General features: G+C 41.6%; 20 protein-coding genes. 11 read left to right on the forward strand and 9 right to left on the reverse strand.

The features are described from left to right. Positions 1 to 1,838 (reverse strand): hypothetical protein (locus BLS33_RS21660; RefSeq protein WP_143017668.1); only part of this gene is annotated, 1,838 nt, incomplete at its 3' end. Between the two features lie 622 nt (positions 1,839 to 2,460). On the opposite strand from BLS33_RS21660, the gene BLS33_RS21665 reads away from it, so the two are divergent. From BLS33_RS21665 to BLS33_RS21695, 6 genes are all read left to right on the forward strand, one after another. Further along, a complete protein-coding gene (locus tag BLS33_RS21665) occupies positions 2,461 to 3,207 on the forward strand; it encodes a hypothetical protein (protein ID WP_089894905.1) in 747 nt (248 codons plus the stop codon). A gap of 89 nt (positions 3,208 to 3,296) precedes the next feature. Continuing rightward, the gene (locus BLS33_RS21670) at positions 3,297 to 4,121 is read left to right on the forward strand and encodes a carboxypeptidase-like regulatory domain-containing protein (RefSeq protein WP_245731591.1); all 825 of its coding nucleotides are present in this window, start codon (positions 3,297 to 3,299) and stop codon (positions 4,119 to 4,121) included. A 1,258-nt stretch (positions 4,122 to 5,379) separates the two neighbouring features. Further along, positions 5,380 to 5,901 (forward strand): DUF6702 family protein, encoded by a 522-nt coding sequence (locus tag BLS33_RS21680; RefSeq protein WP_089894911.1) that lies wholly within the window; start codon positions 5,380 to 5,382, stop codon positions 5,899 to 5,901. Between the two features lie 62 nt (positions 5,902 to 5,963). Further along, positions 5,964 to 8,273 (forward strand): M1 family metallopeptidase, encoded by a 2,310-nt coding sequence (locus tag BLS33_RS21685; protein ID WP_089894913.1) that lies wholly within the window; start codon positions 5,964 to 5,966, stop codon positions 8,271 to 8,273. Between the two features lie 96 nt (positions 8,274 to 8,369). Next, entirely contained in the window at positions 8,370 to 8,699 is a 330-nt protein-coding gene (locus BLS33_RS21690; RefSeq protein ID WP_089895093.1) for a Sec-independent protein translocase subunit TatA/TatB, read from the forward strand. Positions 8,700 to 8,705: 6 nt separating this feature from the next. After that, positions 8,706 to 9,278, forward strand: coding sequence for a phosphatase PAP2 family protein (locus BLS33_RS21695; RefSeq protein ID WP_089894915.1), 573 nt, complete (start codon positions 8,706 to 8,708; stop codon positions 9,276 to 9,278). On the opposite strand, the gene BLS33_RS21700 is transcribed toward BLS33_RS21695, so the two are convergent. Continuing rightward, entirely contained in the window at positions 9,244 to 9,885 is a 642-nt protein-coding gene (locus BLS33_RS21700; protein ID WP_089894917.1) for an O-methyltransferase, read from the reverse strand. The genes BLS33_RS21695 and BLS33_RS21700 overlap by 35 nt on opposite strands. Positions 9,886 to 9,993: 108 nt before the next feature. Between BLS33_RS21700 and kynU the strand changes: the two genes are divergently transcribed. Together kynU and BLS33_RS21710 are read left to right on the forward strand one after the other, a co-directional pair. Then, on the forward strand, positions 9,994 to 11,271 hold the full coding sequence (kynU, locus tag BLS33_RS21705) for a kynureninase (protein WP_089894919.1): 1,278 nt from the start codon (positions 9,994 to 9,996) through the stop codon (positions 11,269 to 11,271). A 43-nt stretch (positions 11,272 to 11,314) separates the two neighbouring features. Further along, entirely contained in the window at positions 11,315 to 12,463 is a 1,149-nt protein-coding gene (locus tag BLS33_RS21710) for an MFS transporter (protein ID WP_089894921.1), read from the forward strand. On the opposite strand, the gene BLS33_RS21715 is transcribed toward BLS33_RS21710, so the two are convergent. After that, a complete protein-coding gene (locus tag BLS33_RS21715; protein ID WP_089895095.1) occupies positions 12,460 to 13,134 on the reverse strand; it encodes a hypothetical protein in 675 nt (224 codons plus the stop codon). The genes BLS33_RS21710 and BLS33_RS21715 overlap by 4 nt on opposite strands. 118 nt (positions 13,135 to 13,252) lie before the next feature. Between BLS33_RS21715 and BLS33_RS21720 the strand changes: the two genes are divergently transcribed. Together BLS33_RS21720 and BLS33_RS21725 are read left to right on the forward strand one after the other, a co-directional pair. After that, positions 13,253 to 13,801, forward strand: a complete 549-nt coding sequence (locus tag BLS33_RS21720) for a ClpP family protease (RefSeq protein ID WP_089894923.1) — start codon at positions 13,253 to 13,255, stop codon at positions 13,799 to 13,801. Positions 13,802 to 14,094: 293 nt separating this feature from the next. After that, positions 14,095 to 15,435, forward strand: a complete 1,341-nt coding sequence (locus BLS33_RS21725; RefSeq protein ID WP_089894925.1) for an FAD-dependent oxidoreductase — start codon at positions 14,095 to 14,097, stop codon at positions 15,433 to 15,435. 2 nt (positions 15,436 to 15,437) lie between these two features. Here BLS33_RS21725 and BLS33_RS21730 read toward each other — a convergent pair whose 3' ends face one another. From BLS33_RS21730 to BLS33_RS21740, 3 genes are all read right to left on the reverse strand, one after another. Continuing rightward, positions 15,438 to 15,866 carry a DUF4174 domain-containing protein gene (locus BLS33_RS21730; protein WP_089894927.1) on the reverse strand — a complete coding sequence of 143 codons (429 nt, stop codon included), beginning with the start codon at positions 15,864 to 15,866 and terminating at the stop codon, positions 15,438 to 15,440. An 84-nt stretch (positions 15,867 to 15,950) separates the two neighbouring features. Beyond that, positions 15,951 to 16,730: a zinc ribbon domain-containing protein gene (locus BLS33_RS21735; protein ID WP_089894929.1), complete on the reverse strand. Its 780-nt coding sequence runs from the start codon at positions 16,728 to 16,730 to the stop codon at positions 15,951 to 15,953. A gap of 7 nt (positions 16,731 to 16,737) precedes the next feature. Beyond that, positions 16,738 to 17,832: a Nif3-like dinuclear metal center hexameric protein gene (locus tag BLS33_RS21740; RefSeq protein WP_089894931.1), complete on the reverse strand. Its 1,095-nt coding sequence runs from the start codon at positions 17,830 to 17,832 to the stop codon at positions 16,738 to 16,740. 50 nt (positions 17,833 to 17,882) lie between these two features. Here BLS33_RS21740 and lpxK point away from each other — a divergent pair, with 50 nt between their 5' ends. After that, positions 17,883 to 18,890, forward strand: coding sequence for a tetraacyldisaccharide 4'-kinase (gene lpxK / locus BLS33_RS21745; RefSeq protein WP_089894934.1), 1,008 nt, complete (start codon positions 17,883 to 17,885; stop codon positions 18,888 to 18,890). Here the strand turns inward: lpxK and BLS33_RS21750 are convergent. The 3 genes from BLS33_RS21750 to lipA form a co-directional block, all read right to left on the reverse strand. Beyond that, positions 18,871 to 21,108 (reverse strand): tetratricopeptide repeat-containing hybrid sensor histidine kinase/response regulator, encoded by a 2,238-nt coding sequence (locus BLS33_RS21750; protein ID WP_245731594.1) that lies wholly within the window; start codon positions 21,106 to 21,108, stop codon positions 18,871 to 18,873. The two genes, lpxK and BLS33_RS21750, sit on opposite strands and share 20 nt — an antisense overlap. Further along, positions 21,105 to 22,115, reverse strand: coding sequence for a type I glyceraldehyde-3-phosphate dehydrogenase (gene gap / locus BLS33_RS21755; RefSeq protein WP_089894939.1), 1,011 nt, complete (start codon positions 22,113 to 22,115; stop codon positions 21,105 to 21,107). Before gap ends, BLS33_RS21750 begins: the two co-directional genes overlap by 4 nt. 123 nt (positions 22,116 to 22,238) lie before the next feature. Then, complete coding sequence (gene lipA / locus BLS33_RS21760) at positions 22,239 to 23,114, reverse strand: lipoyl synthase (protein ID WP_089894941.1); 876 nt, start codon at positions 23,112 to 23,114, stop codon at positions 22,239 to 22,241. Positions 23,115 to 23,162 lie beyond the last annotated feature (48 nt).

Below are 23,162 nucleotides of genomic sequence, written 5' to 3' on the forward strand. Positions count from 1 at the left end.
TCCGATCCGTCTGCCGCCGTTGCGGTCAAAATGTACGGATCTAAAGTTGTTCCCGTGCCGGTAACCCCAACAGTTGAATTGGTGGCGTCAATAATTGTTTCCGATCCATCGGAAGTATCAATACTGGTTAGCACGTAAGGGTCTAATGTTGTTCCAGTTCCGGCAACTCCCACAGTGGAATTTGTTGCATCTATAAGGGTCTCAGAACCGTCAGTTGCCGCCAATAATTCGGCATCCGTCGCAAAGATGAGGTCAAAATCTATTTCGTTTCCTGTAGTCGCTGGGTTTGTAAGGGATAGAATGGTGGTTGCTAATTGCAAATCTTGAAGTTCGTCAGTCGGGTTTCCTCCTCCAGATACAACAATACCGTCTACCTCATCTTTTAGTTGTTGCACGGCCCCTTGAACATCGGGAGAAGTAAGCGATATATAGGATGCAAAATTGACATCGGCGGCATCCGGTGTACCACCTCCCGTAGGAACAGGAGCCCATGCTACCGCACCGGCAGTATCTGTAATTAACATTTGGTCGGTTACAAAGGTTGCCGAAGGCTGTACTTTTATGGGGCTTACCGATGCATTTGCCAAATCGGTTTCCAAGATAGTTTCGTTTAAAATATCATCGGTGGTAATCGTACCATCGGCAATCTGCGTTGTGGTAATGCCTTCATTGGCCACTTGAAATTCAGTACCGACCTGTCCATCGCCCATAATCGTTGCCTGATCGGCCAGTTCTGTGGTTCCACCACCACCACCGCTAAGAATATAAGGGTCAATAGTAGTACCCGAACCCGTTACGGTTATCGTTGACAAAGTGGCATCAATAATCGTTTCAGAGCCATCTGCCCCAGATGTTGGGGGTACAGTAAGTAAATAATCGGTACCGTCTGGTCCGGTTGGGGTAATGGTTACCGATAAATCAGGAGAACTTAAGGTTTGAATTTCGTTGGTAATACTGCCATCGACTTCGTCATCGGCACTAATGACATAAGGGTTGCCGGTTGTACCATTTCCGCCTATGACAATATTGGCGCCGGCATTGATATTCGTATCGGAGCCATCTGCGGTCGGCAGCGTGATGGTATTTCTTCCCGAAATGGTAAGCTGATCTCCCGTAATCTCTAAAATCTGTAATTCGTTGGCCGGATTCGTGTCCCCATCGGCCGCTATGGTCGCGGTATTATTCGCAATAGCTGCTTGCAATGTACTGTCATCATAATATGCACCCCCGTTATTTGTAATTACATTGCCCGCGGCCCCACTGACCACCTCGTCGTCACGAATAAAGCCCGTACCGTTTTCAAAAAGGGCGAGGTCGATTTCAGTAGTGGCGAGTTGATCCGGCCCCACGGCATTTTCCGAAAGTTTATTCCGTGTTACCGAGGTATTGGCCAATTTACCCGAGCCAATAGAACTGTTCTGTATATCGACACCGTTGACGCTTCCGTCGGCAATGTGTTCGGTAGAAATGCTGCTGGGCGCTACTTCTACATTAAAATTTCCCTCATTGGGGGTGATAACGATCGTAGCGGTCTCGTTGACAATAGGCTCGGCCGTGATCCCATTTTCGCTAGTTTCACAAAGACTACGCCATGCGGTACCATCAAAATAATGTACGCAATTGGCATCGGTGTTGTACACCAAGGCCCCACGTTGGGGTACGATCGCGTTCATCTGCAGCGAATCGATGCGGGTAATGACCAAAACGCGCTCGGTACTTTCAAGTTCCAATACCGAAGCGGGATCGAGGTTTTGTGGATTGTCACCGATCTTGATCTGGGCCATCAAAGGCTGGGAAACAAAGAGTACAAAGAGCAGGGGCAATACTAATGTTCTCATACAATAGGTTTTCGTGCTGTGTCTAAATTGTTCATTTGATGCCGAGTCGGGTCTGGGCATTGTGTTCTCGTGGCGTAAATTTTCTTGTCCCGTTTTGCTGCGAATCGTCTTCGGCCGTACTAAAATAGCCGTTGCAAGGCGGTTGCTGGTTTTTAAAACAGGCAAAAAAATGTACTAAACAAAAATAAAACTATCTATGCACTTCCCTAATTTTATAAGTTAAAATACCAAAACGGGGGTTAAAGTGCCGATAATCTCCGCTGAAATGACGGGGGAGGGGTCACGATCTTTCCCTACACCCATTTCGGGGTGTATTTTTGTGTGTTTTTCAAGATTTTTGTGGTGTAGTAGGGAGTTGCGGAGGGGCCTCCTTTTTAACAAATTAACAAAAGTTTATTGGCCTCCGCTTTTTTTAAAGAACAAGTTGTATTTTCTTTATGCACTAGAAAAGGATGCTAATCATGATGCCATGGACTTTGTGATTTAGAACGGAAGAATTCCCGTAAATTGGCATACAAACGTTAAAATAACTGACCAGCGGTGTATTGAAATAGAGGAATGGGGCCGTAATTTTTTACAGTTTTTCCGACAAAATAAAGATAGCACCTCAAAAGAGACCCCGATGAAAAAATTATTACTGATCACCTTTGCTTTTTTTGCTATTGTTACCGTTAATGCCCAAGATGATGAGCGGCGGTTACTTCGCGGTACGGTACTCTATCGCGATGTGAGCGTACCCAACGAGAACGTAATCAATATCAATACCGAAAATGCCACGATAACCAACGAAAAGGGGCAATTTGCCATCAATGTAAAAGTGGGCGATGAGCTTGCTTTTACGGCCTTGAACTACAGTTTGCAAGTGGTTCGTATTACCGAGGAGATTCTGAAAAAGAACCGTTTGGTAGTCGAGGTCAATGAAAAAGTGACCGAACTTGACGAAGTGGTGGTGACCCCAGAACAGCAAGAACGCTTTTTACAGGTAAAAAACGAAGAGTTGAAAGAATTCGAATACGAGATCGATCGTTCTACGGAAGTCGAGAATATTGCCCTTTCACAAGCCGAAAGGGGTATGAAAGATGGTATAAACTTCGTGAATATTTTTAAGGCGCTGATGAAGTCTAATAAGGGCGAAGAAGACACCAAGCCTAAATTAAAAATGAGCGAGGTACTGCGACAGGTATATGATGATGAATTTTTTGTTGTCGACCTAAAGCTGCCGCAAGACCAAATCAATTCGTTTCTATTCTACTGTGATCATCAAATGCCGGCGCGCACGCTGTTGACCAAAGAAAACGAATTCGAATTGATCGATTTTTTGGTGACCCAGAGCAAGCTTTACCGCGAGCAGTTGAAGGAAAAGAACTAGTATCGCCCGGGGGGTTGACAGGGTCGTGATATGTAGTGCTGCGGATGCATACGGAATAGTACGGTTATCGCAATAAAAAAGTACCCAATTTGCATGATATCAAAAGCATACGGAAGCGATCGATAGCTTTTCAACTAGGCACCAAGGTGCTTTTTGTAGTTTTTGTAGTTTTTGCCCCGAAAGTGGAAGCGCAGACGCTTTTCACAAACCAATTGGAAGGTCGCGTTTATAGTAAAGATGGTGATGTGGCGGCCACCCACGTGCTGAATACGACTTCTAAAAAAGCGGCGATCACCGATATTAACGGTTTCTTCTCCATAACGGCCCACCTAAGCGACACGCTGGTTTTCTCCGCGGTGCAGTATAAGCGGAGAAGTATTGTGGTAACCTCCGAAATTCTCAATTCCAAATTTCTACAAGTGCCTTTGGAAGAGGCGATGACCGAATTAGACGAGGTTATTGTTATGCCCTATAATCTTACGGGAGATATGGCGGCCGACCTAAAAAGAATGGAACCTGGGCCTATCGTGTCAGGCTCCACTTTAGATCTGCCCAATGCCGGTGTAAGAGTGATTTCGCAATCGGAACGAAAACTGCACGAAGCGACCACCGGAGGGGGAATTATTCCGTTGTTTCCGATTATCAATGGTATTTCAGGGCGAACGAAAATGTTAAAAACCCGTGTAAAACGCGACCAAAAGTATGAACGCACCCAACGTGTGCGGGAATTTTATTCCGATTCACTTTTTACTGCGGAACTTAAAATACCCGAGGCCAAAATTTCCGATTTTATGTATTTCTGTGAAGTGGACACTGTTTTTCAGCGGATTGTTGATTCCCGTGACCAGATCAAGATTTTGGAATACATGGGGAAGAAGAGTGCGATTTACCGCGAGAATAATGAGCTGGAATGATTTTCTAACTCCCCTTTCTTGCGGTCTGCGCCAAAAGTGGCTTGCCCGCAATTCATTCCCCTTTTCACCTTGTTCATTTTATCACAATTTTGAATAATAAGAAGCTCCTCCCTTTTGCAAAGGGAGGTGTCCTGACATTTTGGTCAGGGCGGAGGGTTAGGTTTTTTGGAATTGTTTGAAATCTAACTCCCCTTTCTTGCGGTCTGCGCCAAAAGCGGCTTGCCCGCAATTCATTCCCCTCTTTTTCAAAAGCGGGGAGCCGCTCTGGATTTGACATTTTGCAAGTAATTGGAATAGTAAGAAGCTCCTCCCTTTTGCAAAGGGAGGTGTCCTGACGTTTGGGTCAGGGCGGAGGGTTAGGTTTTTGGAATTATTTTTTAGTTCTAACTCCCCTTTCTTGCGGTCTGCGCCTAAAGCGGCTTGCCCGCAATTCATTCCCCTCTTTTACAAAAGTGGGGAGCCGCTCTGGATTTGATATTTTACAAGTAATTGGAATAGTAAGAAGCTCCTCCCATTTGCAAAGGGAGGTGTCCTGACGTTTGGGTCAGGGCGGAGGGTTAGGTTTTTTGGAATTGTTTGAAATCTAACTCCCCTTTCTTGCGGTCTGCGCCAAAAGCGGCTTGCCCGCAATTCATTCCCCTCTTTTTCAAAAGCGGGGAGCCGCTCCGGATTTGATATTTTGCAAGAAATTTGAATAGAAAGAAGCTCCTCCCTTTTGCAAAGGGAGGTGTCCTGACGTTTGGGTCAGGGCGGAGGGTTAAGTTTTTGGAATTATTTTAAATCTAACTCCCCTTTCTTGCGGTCTGCGCCAAAAACGGCTTGCCCGCAATTCATTCCCCTCTTTTTCAAAAGCGGGGAGCCGCTGTGGATTTGACATTTTGCAAGTAATTGGAATATTAAGAAGCTCCTCCCTTTTGCAAAGGGAGGTGTCCTGACGTTTGAGTCAGGGCGGAGGGTTAGGTTTTTTGGAATTGTTTGAAATCTAACTCCCCTTTCTTGCGGTCAGCGCCAAAAACGGCTTGTCCGCAATTCATTCCCCTCTTTTTCAAAAAGCGGGGAGCCGCTCTGGATTGGGAATTTGTACTGAGTATTAAAGTGTTATGATTTAGGTACCCAGTTTGATGCGCGAAACCAAAGCAAAAAAAGGGGTAGACTGTTAATATGGTAAATAAAGTCCAATTATTTGATAATCAAATAATTCCAATGGCCCCTGTAGGAAAAGATTCTTTTTGGTACAAGGATTGCTTATTTTTGAATAATGAAAAAAGGATTAAAGAACTTCTTGAAGAAAGGCATATTGTTGCTGGTACTTCCGCTAATAGCCTTTAACGTTGCCCACAAATTTTATATCAGCGTTACCAATATCGGGTATTCTGAAACTGACGATGCCCTACAAATAACCACCCGCATATTTATTGATGATTTTAAAGATTTATTACAAGAGCGCTATGGGTTCGATGCCAAGCTAAACTCCGATAACGAATCGAAACTGACCGATGAATATATTGAAAAATATTTAAGAACGAAGTTCGTAGTATCGATAAATGGCGAAGCCAAAGCGTTTGATTTTCTGGGCAAGGAATATGAAGATGATATTATGATTTGCTACCTCGAAATCACGAATATCGATTTTCCGAACATCAAGACAATTGAACTTACCAATGAAGTTTTGATGGATCTTTTCGATGAACAGAAAAATCTGGTGCATTTTAAAATAAAAGGGAAGAAAACAAGCTTTGTACTCATCAAAGCGAATAATAAAGGAATGTTAAACTTGTAACAATTATTAACAAATTCCTTAAAAAACTTTAATTTTCCGCGATTAAAAACTAACTATTGCATATGTATCAAGTCAAATACTGTATAGCTTCGCTATTATTCTTATTTGCGGCCGTTGTAACCGCCCAGAATGAAAAGGCCCCGGAGCGGGAACCCGGTCATTACAATCAGAACAAATTTAAACAACTGTACGAAGAATTTTCTACTCCAAATACCTATCGTTCCGCATCGGGTGCCCCAGGCCCCAATTATTACCAACAGCAGGCCGATTATAAAATGGATATCGAGCTTGACGATAAAAATGCAAAAATTTATGGGGAAGGTACCATAACCTATACCAACAACTCGCCTGATGACCTGGAGTTTTTATGGTTGCAGTTAGATCAAAACGTACGGGCGAAAGACTCAAAGTCCCCTTTACGTGACGGCGATGCAGTACCCATGGCCGAACAACTCGGGAATTTTGCAAAAAAATATTTTACAGAACCTTTCGACGGTGGTTTTGTTATTGAATATGTAAAAGATAATTCGGGCAAAGCTTTACCCTATACCATCAACCAGACCATGATGCGTATCGATATTCCAGAGCCTTTGAAGAGTAAAGAGAAGCTGTCATTTTCTTTGAAGTGGTGGTACAATATACCGGAACACACTGTTAATCGGGCCAGATCGGGATATGAGTCTTTTCCTAAAGATGGTAATCGCGCCTATGTTATAGCGCAGTTCTTTCCAAGAATGGCGGTCTATAGTGATGTGGAAGGATGGCAGAACCATCAATTTTGGGGCAGTGGCGAGTTTGCACTTCCTTTTGGCGATTATGAAGTCAATATTACCGTGCCAGCGGATCATATTTTAGATGCTACGGGAACCCTTCAAAATAGAAAGGATGTCTTTTCAAAAGAAATGATGAGACGCTATGAAATGGCGAAAAAATCATATGATAAGCCAGTACTTATCGTAACCCAGGCAGAGGCCGAAGCTGCGGAAAAAAGTTTTTCCGAAAAGAAAAAAACGTGGAAATTCAAAGCAGAGAATGTACGTGATTATGGTTTTGCTACTTCCCGAAAGTTTATTTGGGATATGCAGGCCGTAAAGGTCGGTAATAAAGATGTGATGGCGGTATCGTTATATCCGAAAGAAGGAAACCCATTATGGGAAGAATATTCTACGAAGGCCGTTGCACACACTTTAAAGTCGTACTCGTCGCACACTTTTGATTATCCTTATCCGAAAGCGATTTCGGTACATGCGAAGAATCAAGGTATGGAATATCCTATGATCTGTTGGAACTACGGAAGACCGAATGAAGATGGTACGTATTCCGATCAAGTGAAGTATGGTATGATCAGTGTGATTATTCACGAAGTTGGGCATAATTTCTTCCCGATGATCGTGAATTCCGATGAACGTCAATGGGGTTGGATGGATGAAGGTCTTGATACGTTTATGCAGTATATGGCCGAGCAAGAATTTGGGGAGAAATATCCCGAAGCTATCGCGCCCAATGATAAATACCCTTCGCGAAGGGGAGATCCTTCAAAAATTGTTCCCTATATGAGTGGTGACCAATCTACGATTGCACCGATTATGTCAAACCCTGAAAACGTTTACCAATTGGGTCCGAATGCCTATGGCAAACCGGCAACAGCTTTGAATATCTTACGGGAAACGGTAATGGGAAGGGAGCTTTTCGACCATGCTTTTAAAACCTATTCACATCGCTGGATGTTCAAGCACCCGACGCCCGAGGATTTTTTCCGCACCATGGAAGATGCCTCTGCCGTAGATCTTGACTGGTATTGGAGAGGTTGGTTCTACACGACCGATTATGTCGATATCGGTGTCAAAGGGCTTAAGAAATACTATGTGTCCGATAAACCGAACAAACAAATGCGAGAGTATATGGCCGCCCGTAATTTAACGGAGAAAGACCTATTGCCGCTGGTTTATTTGATCGATGAAGAGAGTGAAGATTTTGACCCTAATATGAAAGGGAAATCGCCCACCGAAACCTCGCAGCCATTGAAAGAGTTTATGATGGATAATATGACGGCCGATGAGCGGGCGAAAGTAAAGGAGCCTAAATATTTTTACGAAGTTACATTTGAAAAGCCGGGCGGTATTCCGATGCCATTGATCGTAGAATATTCCTATGCCGACGGTTCACGTAAAAACATAACATATCCTCCTGAAATATGGAGAAAAAATGATGCCGAGGTCAAAGTGGTCTTGTCATCGCAAAACGAATTAACAGGTATTGTAGTGGATCCCAAGGCTGAAACTGCCGATATCGATACCACTAATAATTCTTGGCCCAAGAAAGAGGAGAAATCCGATTTTGATAAATTCAAGGGCAATATCAAAGGAAAATAGTTCTTAATCTTTTGCTAGGTATTTAGACCTGTCATGTTTTAACAACTTGACGGGTCTACTTATGTAAACTTGTTTATATTTGTGTCTATGTATTTGATGCACGTTTTATTCATTAGTGGGGCCGAAATATTCTTTATCATGTTCATAGTGGTCATGGTATTCGGGGCCGATAAAATTCCTGGTATTGCCAAGGGATTGGGGAAAGGTATGCGACAACTGAAAGACGCTACCGAAGATATTAAACAAGAAATTCAGAAGAGTGCCGATAAGCAAGGTATCGATACTAGTTTCGTAAAGGATATCAAAAAAGATATCGATGATGTTAAAGATAATATTACATCGAGTATCGGTAAAGATTTCAAAGCTGGTGTCGATCAGGTGAAGAAGAAAGTTGATGACGTCAGTGGTACGATAAAGCGCGGTTAATATCCTATGCTAGAGAAAATTCTTCAATGGGACCGGGATGCCTTTATTTATTTGAACAACCTCGGGATTGAAGACTATGACCTTTTTTGGTCGACTGTAACCAATATCTCTTCTTGGATTCCTCTTTTTGTTTTCTTTTTTGTCATTATTTTTCTCAAATACCCTAAAAAGGAAGCGATTTATGTAACCTTGACCGTGGTAGCCCTTGTCTTTTTTATTACGTTCGCTACGGACGTTACTAAAGGCTATGTGGCCCGTTTACGACCCAATAACAACGAAGAAATAAATACCTTGATCCGTATTCTAAAGAGTCCGACCAGCTATAGTTTTTTCTCGGGCCACGCGGCTAGCTCTTTTTCCATTACTACTTTAATGGTTCTATTTTTAAGAAAGCGTTTTACGTGGAGCTGGGCCTTTTATATATGGCCTTTGCTATTTGCTTCGAGCCGCATTTATGTCGGGGTGCATTACCCGGTAGATATTTTGGTCGGGGCTAGTGTCGGAGTGCTTTCCGCTTTTCTTTTCTATGGTCTTTATGTACGGCTTATCGCACCCTACTTAGGGTTAAGCCATCCCTAATGGGTAATAATACAGTTTCTACCCTTGGGTCTTCTTGAAGGTTTTTGTTGTATTCCAATAAAGTTTTGGTGGCGCGATCTTTTGAATTCAAAGGTTCGACAACTTTACCCGACCACAGTACATTGTCAGACAGAATAACACTGCCCGGTCTTGTTTTTTTTAGAACTGCCTCATAGTAATTGGGGTAGTCGGTTTTCTCTGCGTCGATAAAAACGAGGTCGAATACCGTTTCCAGATGAGGTATGATATCCAATGCGTTGCCAGTATGTTGAATTATCTGTTTGCCAAGACCACTGCTGTCAAAATAGCGGCGTTGCATGTCGTTGAGTTCTTCGTTGATGTCGATGGTATGCAGTTCCCCAGCTGGTTGAAGTCCCTCGGCCAAACAGAGTGCAGAGTAACCGGTATATGTACCGATTTCCAAAATGTATTTGGGGTTGATGATTTTTGCGAGCATACTCAATACCCTTCCCTGATAATGGCCCGTAATCATGCGGGGTTGTATTACTTTTAAATGTGTTTCGCGGGTCAACTCGCGCAGAAGTTGTGGTTCTTCTTCAGAATGGTCCCTGATATAATCTTCTATGGATGGGGAGAGGAAATGCATTATAGAATTTTTTTCAAAAATAAAGAATTACCCTTAGATCTAAGTGGTTTTTAAAATGTGCCGTATTTAAATCTTTGGCGATGTTGTATTTTTGAGAAAAACTACGCCATGCAATTTGAGAATACCTTGGCCTTTGCGCGACAACTTGATGCAGAAGACAAACTTAGAAAATATCGGGACGCATTCCATTTTCCAAAAATAGAAGGTAAAGATGTCATTTATTTTACTGGTAACTCGCTAGGGCTGCAGCCCAAAATCGCCCGCCAATATGTAGATGAAATTCTGACCGATTGGGCCGATTTGGCGGTAGAGGGACATTTTCATTCCGATAAACCTTGGTGGGATTATCATGAGCGATTGGCTGGCCCTTTGGCAAAAGTGGTCGGTGCCCATATCGATGAAGTTACGGTAATGAATACATTGACGGTCAATCTACATTTTTTGATGACCTCCTTTTATCGACCGACCGCAAAGCGATTTAAGATTATATGTGAAGAGAAGGCTTTTCCTTCCGATCAGTATATGCTGCAAAGCCAAGTGCGATTTCATGGTCTAGATCCTGATGTTGCCATAGTAGAGGTTAAAAAACGGGAGGGCGAGCACTTTTGGCGTACCGAAGATATCGTTGATAAAATTGAGGAAGTCGGCGATGCATTGGCGCTGGTTTTGATCGGAGGGGTCAACTATTATAGTGGTCAAGTCTTCGATATGGAAAAAATTACGAAAGAAGGTAGATCGGTCGGTGCTTTTGTAGGATGGGATCTTGCCCATGCCGCCGGAAATATTGAACTGAAATTGCACGATTGGGATGTTGATTTTGCCGCATGGTGCAGTTATAAATATATGAACAGTGGTCCGGGCAACGCCTCCGGTATATTTGTTCATGAACGCCATTTGAACAAAAAGGATATTCCACGGTTTGAAGGTTGGTGGGGAACGAAAAAAGAAACCCGTTTTTTGATGAAACCGGAATTCGAACCCATGGCCAATGCCGATGCTTGGCAAGTGAGCAATCCGCCTGTTTTGTCTTTGGCACCTTATCTGGCGGCTTTGCAGTTGTTCGAAGAAGTAGGTATGGAAGCCCTGATCGAGAAAAGAATACGTATCGTAGCCTATCTGGAATTTATTCTACATGAAATCGATGCAGAAGTCGATACGACTTTTGAAATTATCACGCCGTCGGAAAGGGGTTGTCAATTGTCGGTACTTTTGCACGGTGGCGGTAAAGCCCTTTTCGATTACCTGATGAAAGAAGGTGTGATTATCGACTGGCGCGAACCTAATGTGATTCGATTGGCCCCGGCACCTTTTTACTGCTCTTATGAAGATATGTTCCGATTCGGACAGATTTTGAAACAAGGTATTTTAGAAATCGGTTCGGTTTAACGTTACCACAATTAAGTGTCAACTTATATTTTTTCCATTTTAAATGAAATCACTTCAACTGATCTTATCGAACCCTCGTTATTTGGCTCCTGCATGGGTATTTGCCAGTTTGAACATTTGGTTCGGTACATGGGCTATTTATATCCCGATTGTCAAAGAACGGCTTGAAATCGATAAATCACAATTGGGGATTGCCATTTTTTTTCTGTCATTGGGAGTATTTACAGTGTTTCCCGTCGCAGCAAAGATTATCAATAAAATCGGGGTAGGTAAAGCCACTTGGTACGGCGTGATTTTAAGCAGCCTTGCGGCACTTTTACCGCTGATAGCGCCAAGCTATTACACCCTAATGGTAGCACTTTTTATGTTGGGTGCAGCAAATGGATTCACCGACATTTCAATGAATACCCTTGTCACCGAATTGGAAAAGGAAGACAAGCAGAATTTTATGTCTGCAGCCCATGGTTTTTTTAGTTTGGGAGGTGTCTTGGCGGGATTGGGGAGCTTTTTAATCGTATTTCTCGGTAGCCCGATACTTCATATGGGTATTGTTGTTTTTATAGTGCTGATCGTAAATTTAATATTGCGCAAGAACTACATACACATTATCGCGGCACCGGTCGAAAAAGAACCTTTTAGCATAAAACTGTTCAAACCCTTATTGGTTATAGGAATTGTATCATTTGTGGTTATGGGAGGAGAAGGGGCTATTGTTGATTGGAGCGGGCTCTATTTAAAGGAAATCAGTTTGGCCCCCGAGGCACTTTGGGGCACTGGGTTTTTAGCATTTTCGATAACCATGACCTTAGGTCGGTTTCTTGGTGATGGTATCAGTAAAAAAATCGGATCTATTAAAATAGTGGCCTTGGGTGCGGCCATTGCAGTTTTAGGTTACGTCAGCGTACTTTCAGGAAGTACATATTTTGCCATTCTCGGCTTTGGCCTGGTAGGTCTTGGCTTTTCGGTGATTATTCCTGAACTTTTTAGAATTGGGGGTACGGTAAAGGGCATCGATTCTTCACAGGGAGTATCTTTTATTGCCGGTACTGGCTATGCCGGGTTTTTGGCGGCACCGCCTATTTTAGGTTTTTTGGCCGATTCCTCATCCTTAAAACTGAGTTTTGTAGTTCTTTTGGGCTGTGCCATCGTTATTTTAATGGCCACCTATTTTTTGGGTAGACAAAAAAGTTAATTTGTTTTCACCTCAATATCCGTAAAATATAGTTTAAAACTACCGTCTCCTTTTTTATGGGTCTGGGCAATTTTTAATCCACCCTTGTCCACGTAGTCTTCCCAAGTGGTTATCATTGAAGGTTCTGCTTGATTCGATTTGCGATAGACCCATTCTTTGATGATAAAATCATCGCCAAAATAGAAATCGTAGGCATCACCAGGAGTATAGCCGCCTTTGTTACCATAGGTAATCGTCAATTTTTGCATATGCTGTTTGCTCATCGGAGCATCTGCTTTTGAAATATGCTCATAGGTGATGTTCTTACTGTCCCATATCAATTGAAATGGGGTCAACAGCCAGTATTTGTCATTGATGAAACCTGCATTGGCCTTGTAGGCGGTACTGTCCATATTCGACCAGTTGTAGTTCAATGTTTTTCCTTGGGCTATTGAGGTGATGTCATTGGTTTTTGGCTTCCAGATCCAAGTGCGTTCAAAATGTGACGTGTCACGGTCTACATTAAAAGTGAATTTAAGTTCCTTGACGTTCTTCCAATTTTGAAAACCATTGGCATTGGCCACTTTTTCTAAAATTGTAGGTTTTTGGGGTGTTTTAATAACTTTATCAAGGCTTACGAAGCTCGAGGCACTGCCTATGATTAGTATAGCTAAGAATAGAAACTTCTTCATTTTGTCGGTTTTATTCAAAGATAACCGAATTCAGTATTCCATTTTTAAAATCCGTGCATTTATTCGAATAGTATTTTGCCAGAAAATGATTAGTTTTGAGATGGAAAAAAAATAAACAATGAGTTCTAAAAAAGGAAAAGTACAGGAAGCGATTCAAGAGAAGTTGTTGGACGAGCGAAAGGTGTTTTTATGGGGCCAGGTAGACGATGATTCGGCCAAACATGTCATCGATCGTTTATTGTACCTTGATTTGCAAAACAACAAAGAAATACAGTTGATTATCAATAGCCCTGGAGGGTATGTAACCTCTGGTTTTGCCATCTATGATACGATAAAACAAATAAAAAGTCCGGTTTCTACCGTTTGTTCCGGTCTCGCGGCTTCTATGGGTTCGATTCTGTTATCCGTAGGAAAAAAAGGTCGACGGTTTATTCAACCCAACGCAAGGGTCATGATTCATCAACCTAGTGGTGGTGCCAGCGGACAAGCTTCAAACATCGAAATTCAGGCAAAAGAAATCATCAAGACCAAAGAACTAGGTGCCAAAATATTAGCGGAGAATTGCGGTCAACCTTTTGAAAAGGTAATGAAAGATTTTAATCGCGATTATTGGATGGGTGCGGAAGAATCTGTAGCATACGGTATTGTAGACGGTATTTTAGAATAGTCGTTTAGAATGAGTATATAAGTTGGTGAGTGCCTAAAAAGAGCACCATATACCAAAAACTTTCAGCCAATTTTATATGAAGTTGAAAAAGAAAAGTCCTTCGCACATCATGTGTGAAGGACTTTTGATATATATGGACGCCTAAGCGGGATATTAGATATACGATTTAAAAATACACACGGACTTTTTGCTTTTGTTAAAATAACATTAACAATTTTACTATTTTTACCGAGTAACCCTCTTTCTGCCCCAAACCAAGGTACGGCAGTCTTTAGAATTCCGTTTTACAGCATATGACAAAAACGCCAAAAAAAATCGCAATAGTTGGTTCTGGACTAGTGGGTTCGTTACTGGCAATATTCTTAAGAAGAAAGGGGCACATCATAACGGTCTTCGATCGAAGACCCGATATTCGTAATATTGAGTTTTCAGGTAGATCCATAAATCTGGCCATGAGCAATCGGGGTTGGAAAACTTTGGCGGCAATCGGTATTGAGGAAAAAGTGAAAGAGATAGCGATTCCGTTAGATAAAAGGGCCATGCATGTTATTGGCAAGCCCCTGTATTTTCAGAAGTACGGTAAGGCCGGAGAGGCGATATGGTCGATTCCGCGAGGTGTTTTGAACCGCACGATGATCGATTTGGCAGAGGATGCCGGTGTCCAATTCAAATTCGAGGAAAAAGTTTGGGATGTCGATCTTCCGGAAGCTAAGTTATTTACGGGAAATACAGAAAAGGGAAAGTGGAAAGAATATAAATACGATATTATCTTTGGCTGTGATGGAGCCTTTTCACGAGTGCGCCACAAGATGCAAAGAAGAAGCCGCTTCGATTATTCGCAAGACTTTATCGATGTGGGTTATAAAGAACTGACCATCACCCCGAATGAGGATGGTTCCCATAAATTGGACAAGAATTCATTTCACATTTGGCCTAGGGGGAAGTTTATGTTTATTGCCATGCCCAATTTAGACGGTAGTTTTACCTGTACTTTGTTCATGCCCTTCGAAGGGGAGGTGTCTTTTGAGAAAATTACCACAACAGAGGAAGCCAAGGCGTTTTTCAGTACTTATTTTCCCAATGTGATGCATGATATCGATAATCTGACTGAAGATTTCTTCACGAACCCTACCAGTGCCATGGTGACGATGAAGTGCTATCCGTGGACGTACTGGGACAAAGTAGCTCTTGTGGGCGATTCGGCCCATGCCGTAGTTCCCTTTTATGGTCAGGGCATGAATGCGGGTTTTGAAGATATTTATGAGTTGGATCTCTTGATGGAAAAATATGATGATGATTGGGCGACTATTTTTCAATGCTACCAAGAGCAACGCAAACCCAATGCCGATGCCATTGCTGAATTAAGTTATCGGAACTTTGTTGAAATGAGTAGTAAAACTGCTGATCCTAAATTTTTATTGCAGAAGAAAATTGAGAAGAGCTTTGCTCAAAGGCATCCAGATAAATGGATACCGGCTTATTCACGTGTCACGTTTTCCGACCGTTCTTATGCCGAGGCCTTGGCGGAAGGTGACGCTCAGGAAGAAATTATGCAACAGGTGATGAAAATGCCCAATATTGAAGAAAAATGGGATAGCGTTGAGGTTGAGGAGCGTATTTTGAGTTTGCTTTAGTCCTATTTATTTCGCATTTCTGCTCGTCGCATCGGCATGCTGTCAATTAAATCAAAGATAGTCTGGGGGTTCACTTCAAACTTTTCCTGGAATTTTTTACCGCCATCCTTACCGACTAAAACCACGCCCTTAAAATTTTCGGGAATATCGAGTTCGGTACGGATGATATTAGTATCGAGCTCATTAACTTCGGTTGCATCATCAAAAAACACGGCCCTATTTGTTAGAATAAGTAGTGTTAGATCTCGCTCGCTGCATTTCGCCTTTAAGCTGGTGAATCGATTCAATTGTGAAATCAATGCTTGTGTTTCATTTGATCGATCAAAAAAGAGCAATACTCTTTTTTTCCATTTGTACCCGTTCAATCCTTGTGCATTTAGTGAAAAGCCATAGGTACAGAAAAGTATTAAAATGTATTTGGATAATTTCATTTTTGGTTATAACAGAGTTACTCTATAATATAACAAAAAAAAGCCACCCGTTTAGGTGGCTTTACTTTTCTGTACTAGGTTTAACTATAGTTTGGCAAACATCTTAGCCATTTTTTCTTGCTCTTCTTCGGCCAGAACGGGGTCAACTAATATCCGTCCACTGTGTTCATCGGTGATGATTTTTTTACGTGATGCGATTTCAACCTGAACTTGGGGCGGAATAGTGAAGAACGAACCACCGGAAGCACCTCTTTCAATCGGAACTACCGCTAAACCATTCTTGACATTGCTACGGATACGGGCATAAGCCTTTACCAATCGCTCCTCGATTTGCTCTTGAAACTTGTGTGACTGGTCTAATAACGCCTTTTCCTCTTTTTCTGTTTCTTCCAAAATAGCGTTCAATTCACTTTTCTTGTGCTTGAGATGTCCCTCTCTTTCAGAAAGACGCTCTTTGGTCTCGGAAATAATTTCTTTCTTTTGCTCAATTTTAGCCTTGAACTCTTTTATGTTCTTGTCGGCCAATTGAATCTCTAGTTCTTGAAACTCCAATTCTTTACTGATAGAATTGAATTCTCGACTGTTACGAACATTCTTTTGTTGTTCGGTATATTTCTTGATCAAGGCCTTGGCCTCTTCGATTAGATTCTTTTTTGCGCCAATTTCGAAATTGATGGTTTCAACATCGGTCTTTAATTTATCCATCCTTGTCTTAAGGCCTAAAACATCATCTTCAAGATCTTCAACTTCCAACGGAAGCTCGCCCCGCACATTTCGGATTTCGTCGACACGGGAATCTATCAATTGCAAATCGTACAGTGCCCTTAATTTGTCTTCTACCGTTGCTTCTACTTTTTTTGCCATATGTTACTTATAAATACTTGACTGGATTGGTTTTACTTTCCGATAAACGGATTGCAAAATTAGGAATTTTTTTCGTAAGATAGTCAACTAAAAGGTTTTTTGTAAACTGCTCTGTCTCATAATGCCCGATATCGGCAATTATCATTTTATTTTCGGCCTGATAGAATTGATGATATTTAATATCGGATGTTATGAAAACGTCCGCTCCTGCTGCTTTAGCCGCCGAAATGGCAAACGCGCCACTGCCTCCTAGAACGGCTATTTTTTTTACCTTTTTACCCAGTAATTGAGAATGGCGTATACCCAGTGCACCCATCTTTTCTTTCACAGATTCGAGAAATTCCAACGGATCTAAGGGTAGGTGTAGTTCACCGATCATACCCATGCCAATATTTTGATCGGTATTTTCTAGTGTAACGATTTCATAGGCGACCTCTTCATAGGGGTGGTTTTGAAAAAGTGCTTGAAGAACCGTTGGCTCCACAGATTTTGTGTAGGTGATATTGATTTGTACCTCTTCTTCGTGATGTGTTTCGCCAATTTTCCCCTTAGTAGGGTTGGCATCTTGACCGGCACGATAGCTTCCTGTTCCTTCCACAATAAAACTACAATGGCTGTAATTGCCAATGTTCCCTGCCCCAGCTTCAAATAAGGCATTTTTAAGTTTTTGTGCATCTCCAATGGGTACGTACGTGGTCAGCTTTTTAATGCTTCCTTTTTGAGGAATAAGGATTTTGCAATCTGCCAGGCCCAAAACCTCGCAAATTTTTGCATTTACACCTTGTGCACAATTGTCCAAGGCGGTATGCATGCTATAAATTGCAATATTGTGACGTATCGCCTTTATAACTATTCGTTCAACGTAGGATGCTCCCGTTAGTTTTTTTAATCCGCTAAAAATAATAGGATGAAAACTTACGATGAGATTGCAGTCGTTCGCTATTGCCTCATCGACCACCGATTCCAACGTGTCTAGAGTTACCAGTATGCCCGAAACTTTAGTATCTGCATTGCCAACGAGCAAACCCACGTTGTCAAAGTCCTCTGCATTGGCCAAGGGGGCCAATTCTTCCAGTATTCGGGTAACCTCCTTAATAATCATTTGAAACTTTTATAGGGTCGACAAAGATAAAATATTATATTTTCGTTGCCGTGCAACTGTTAAGAAAAATAGCGTTTCCCATCTCATTGATTTATGCATTGGTCGTGTACGTTCGCAATTATTTGTACGATGTCGGAATATGGTCATCGAAAACTTTTGATACCCCTACTATCTGTATTGGAAACTTAAGTGTTGGTGGTACCGGAAAAACACCCATGGTAGAATTGTTGATTTCTGCTTTGAAAGATACACATAAAATTGCGGTGTTAAGTAGGGGCTATCGACGAAAATCAAAGGGTTTCGGTTTGGCTTCGCCAAAATCTACCGTGGAAGACTTGGGAGATGAGCCTTATCAGATTTACACCAAATTTCCGGAGATTACGGTGGCGGTCGATGCCGACAGAAGAAACGGAATTTCTATTTTGGAGGACAAAATAAAACCAGATCTTATTCTGCTAGACGATGCTTTTCAGCATCGCAAGGTAAAACCCGATTTTTCAATTTTGCTCACGGCATACGATACTATCTATACCGAAGATTGGTATTTACCTACCGGAAACCTGCGTGACAGCAAAAAAGCCGCCAAGAGAGCAGATGTCATTGTTGTAACCAAATGCCCCCCGGAAATGTCTGTTGATGAAAGGAAGGCCGTTACAGACCAATTGAACCCTATGGAAGGCCAAAGGGTCTTATTCAGTTATTTGGTTTATGACACTAACCTTAAGGGCTCTAAAGCAGACGTTTCTTTGCATGGGTTAAACAATCGGAAGATAACATTGGTAACGGGTATTGCCAACCCTGCCCCATTGGTATCTTTTTTAGAAAAAGAGAAAATGGTTTTTGAACACTTGGCTTATGCCGATCACCATTTTTTTACGCCAAAAGAACTTGTTGCTTTGAATTCTAAGGAAGTCGTGCTTACAACCGAAAAGGATTTTATGCGACTGAATAACCGCGTAGAAAATTTATTTTATATTCAAGTGGCCCATATGTTTTTTGACGATGGCCGGAGCACTTTAAAAGCTTTGTTGGAAGAACTTATGAAGAAAGATTGTTGATTTTTTTGCCGAAAATGTTTTCCCCTATTTTATGATAAAACACTTCGGGCTTAAAAGGTTTCGTTACAACATCATTACAACCGGCAGCATAGAAACTTTCTAGACTGTCGTCTAAAGAGATTGCCGTAAGGGCTATTATGGGTGTTTGAGTATCGAACTTTCTGATTTCGATGGTTGCTTCCTCACCACTTATTCCGGGCATATGTATGTCCATCAAAATCGCATCGTATTTATTTTTCTTGGTAAGCTCGATGGCATCGGTTCCGTTGCTGGCAATATCACTGGTAATGTCTTTTTTCGACAACATTTTTTTAGTGATGACCTGATTGATTTTATTGTCTTCAACAATCAACAAATGCAAGCCGCTAAAGTTGTATTCGGCCTCTGTCGACTCAAAGGGAACATCATCAAAAATACCATCTTTTGATTTTACCTTAAGTTCAAAGAAAAAGGTGCTTCCTTTCCCAAGTTCGCTTTCCAATTGTATTTGGCTATCGAACAATCCCAACAGACTTTTTACAATGGTAAGGCCGAGACCGGTACCACCATATTCCCTATTAATTTGAATCGAACCTTGTTCAAATCCTTCAAAAATACTTTGTTGTTGGTCTTTTGAAATGCCAATGCCATTATCTGACACCTCAAAATAAAGGGTAACATCATCCTCTACTTTGTTTAATAATCGGGCTTTTACCTTGACCTCGCCATTTTTAGTAAATTTTAAGGCATTACCCACCAAATTCATAAATACCTGAGATAATTTCAGGGGGTCGCTCATTAAGTGGGATGGAATATCCTTGTCGTAATCGAGAATAATTGTGGAGTTATTTTCTTTGGCACTTTGTTTTAAAGAGTCAATAACTTCGTTCAGTACTTTTCTTAGATTGAAATCGATATTTAAAGGCTCAAGCTTGTTCGCATCGATCTTATTTATGTGTAGAATGTCATTGATAAAATTCAAAAGATAATCGCCAGAGAATTTTAATGCTTTCAAGTGCTCTTTTTGGTTCTCGCTCGGGTTTTCTTCCAACAACAGATGTGTGAGTCCTGTTACTGCGTATAAGGGGGTCCGGAGTTCATGGCTTACAGTCGAAAGAAAGTTGGTTTTGGCTTCCATGGCACTAACGGCAGCATCCCTTGCCGATTGAAGCTCATTGTTCTTGGTCTGTAGCAAGTCATTTGTTTTGAGCTTAATTTGGTTGTTTCTATACAGTGATACCGCTAATAATGAGATGATGGTCAAAAATGCCGAGGTTAATATGGCCGTAATTTCCGATCGGTTCTGTGACGCTGTAAGCTCCTCTATTTTTTGGTCTTGCCGCTTGATCTCGTCGTTCATAAATTCGAACTGAATCTTCTCTGCCGTTTTGGCTTCGGTTTTGACTTTTTCAATGGTAAAAAGCGAATCTTTTATCTCGAGTAGATTTCTAGTATTGCCAAGCGATAAGGAGTAGCGGCCTAAAATTTCATATAATTTGCTTAACTGTTCGTTAGCTTCTAAGATTTCCTTGGAGAAATTGTTTGCCTGGGCAAGCTTTAAGGCTTCTTCTGCATTCGCTACACTTTCTTTGTATTTACCGGTTAGATAATTCAACTCCGACATTCCAAGATTGGCCCTAGTAGCTAAATATTCTTTTTCATAAAGATCGGTATTGATAATCAGCGAATTAAAATTTTTGGAAGCATTGTCATACTTTTCGAGATTCAAATAGATATTTGCCTCGGCCAATAGAAGATTATTGAAAAAGTTCCGATCATTATTCAATTGTTTCGCTTCATTGAGCATAAAAATGGCTTGAAAGTTCTTGCCGTTTTTAAATAGTAGAATGCCCTCAATATATTTATGAACTGCATCTCCGTACGGATATTCGACTTCGCTTAGTAGCACTTGTGCCCGATCCCAATAAAGTAGGGTTGTTTCCTCTTTATTTAATTTTAGGTATAAAATGGCAAATTTGTGATAACAATCGATAAGGGACTTAATATCCTCTGTTTTTTCAGCTTCTTCCGCGGCCTTGTTCAGGGCCTCCAGGGCCAAATCGACCTTATTCTGGTTTTTGAGTGTTCTTGCTTCATTAAAATAATATTCGACCTTGGTTTGTACAATACTATCTTGCACCGGCAACGTATCTTGTGCCAGCACGTCTTGAGTTATGGTAGAAAATACCAATATCAAGACAGTATAAACCAATTTCATATGTCGAAAAAAGAATCTCAAACGTATTTGTTTTTGATTATTAAGTTAACGAGATCTACAATTCTGCTGCTGTATCCCATTTCATTATCGTACCATCCTATAATTTTGACCATTCTGCCTATCACAGAGGTCATCAGAGAATCAAACGTACAAGAGTAACAAGTATTGTTTACGTCGATAGATACTATGGGGTCTTCGGTATAAAAAAGGATGCCCTTCAGCTCGCCTTGAGAAACCTTATCAAATGTATCATTTATTTCTTGAATACTGGTTTCGCGTTTAACGTTAAAGGTAATGTCGGTCAGTGATCCATTGGGTACGGGTACGCGAATGCCACATCCTCCTATAACATCTGAGAGATGCGGGAATATCTTGGTAAGCGCTTTGGCCGCCCCCGTTGTCGTAGGTACGATGGACAGAGATGCCGCCCTGGCCCTTCGTAAATCGTGGTGAGGTTGGTCGTGGAGGCTTTGGTCGGAAGTATAAGAATGTATGGTCGTAATGTAGGCTTGTTCTATTCCGCAAAGATCATCGATCACCTTGATCATAGGTGCAGCATTGTTGGTGGTACAAGAGGCGTTTGAAATAATATGATCGTCTTTTGTCAGCGTAGTTTCGTTGATGCCATAAACTATCATTTTTATACTGTCATCGGCGGGAGGTACGCACAGAATCACCTTCTTTGCCCCATTTTCTATATGGTGCCGCAAGTCAGCCTGAGTTTTGAATTTTCCCGTACATTCGATTACAATATCGACGTCATGGTCTGACCATTTTATTTTTTCAGGCGCTTTTTGATTGGTCAGGGCAATAGAAGTGTTATCAACGGTTATAGTATTTTCGGTGTGCCCGATATTTTTTTGTAAGGTTCCGTGGATACTATCGTATTTCAATAAATGTGATAATGTCTTGGCGTCCGCCAAATCGTTGATGGCCACAACCTTTAAATGGGGTTGGTCTTCTAAAAGTCTAAAGAGGGTTCTTCCTATTCTTCCAAAGCCGTTGATGCCTATATTTGTTCTTTTCATTGGAGCAAGAATTGGGGAATGGAGATTCTAAATTTTAACTCATTGCTATTGGTGCGACGAATTGATTATGGATATATTGTTTGATACCCCGGCAAATAAATCCGAAGTAATTAACAAAAATACCTAGTGGATATGTTTATGGGCTTTGTACGAAGACCGAACCAGAGCACCGCTTTCAACATGCCTAAAACCCATTTCAAGGCCTATAGTTTCATATTTTTTGAACTGTTCGGGAAGAATAAATTCTTTCACGGGCAAGTGCTTCTTAGATGGCTGTAGGTATTGACCGATGGTAACAACATCCACATTAGCCTTTCTTAAATCTTCCATGGTCGTGATAACCTCTTCCTCAAGCTCACCCAAGCCTAGCATAATGCCAGATTTTGTGCGGTTTATGCCGTTGTCCCGTAGGTATTTCAGAACTCCTAAGCTCCTATCGTATTTCGCTTGTATACGAACTTCCCGTGTCAAACGTCTTACCGTTTCCATGTTATGGGAAACTACTTCGGGAGCCACTGCTATGATGCGGTCAAGATGTCTTTCGATACCTTGAAAATCGGGAATTAAAGTTTCTAAAGTAGTATCGGGGTTCATGCGGCGTATAGCCTTGACCGTTTCGGCCCAAATAATCGACCCCATATCTTTTAGATCATCACGGTCGACCGAGGTAATTACCGCATGGGAAATACCCATGATTTTAATGGAGCGGGCAACTTTCTCTGGCTCTGCCCAGTCGACGGTGTCAGGTCTCCCGGTTTGAACGCCGCAGAAACCGCACGAACGGGTGCAGACATTCCCTAGTATCATAAAGGTTGCGGTACCTTCTCCCCAGCATTCACCCATATTGGGACAACTACCCGAAGTGCAGATGGTATGCAAGTCGTATTTTTCTACCAACCCTCTGAGTTGGGTGTATTTTTTACCCGTCGGAAGCTTTACGCGTAACCATTTGGGTTTTCCTTTCGGAGGTTGAACGTGATCTAATGTATCAATGCTCATATTATGTTTTATATAAAATAGCTGGAACAAATATACGAACAATGAATT

Origin of the sequence: Kriegella aquimaris, assembly GCF_900103215.1 — a bacterium.
GTDB lineage: Bacteria > Bacteroidota > Bacteroidia > Flavobacteriales > Flavobacteriaceae > Kriegella > Kriegella aquimaris.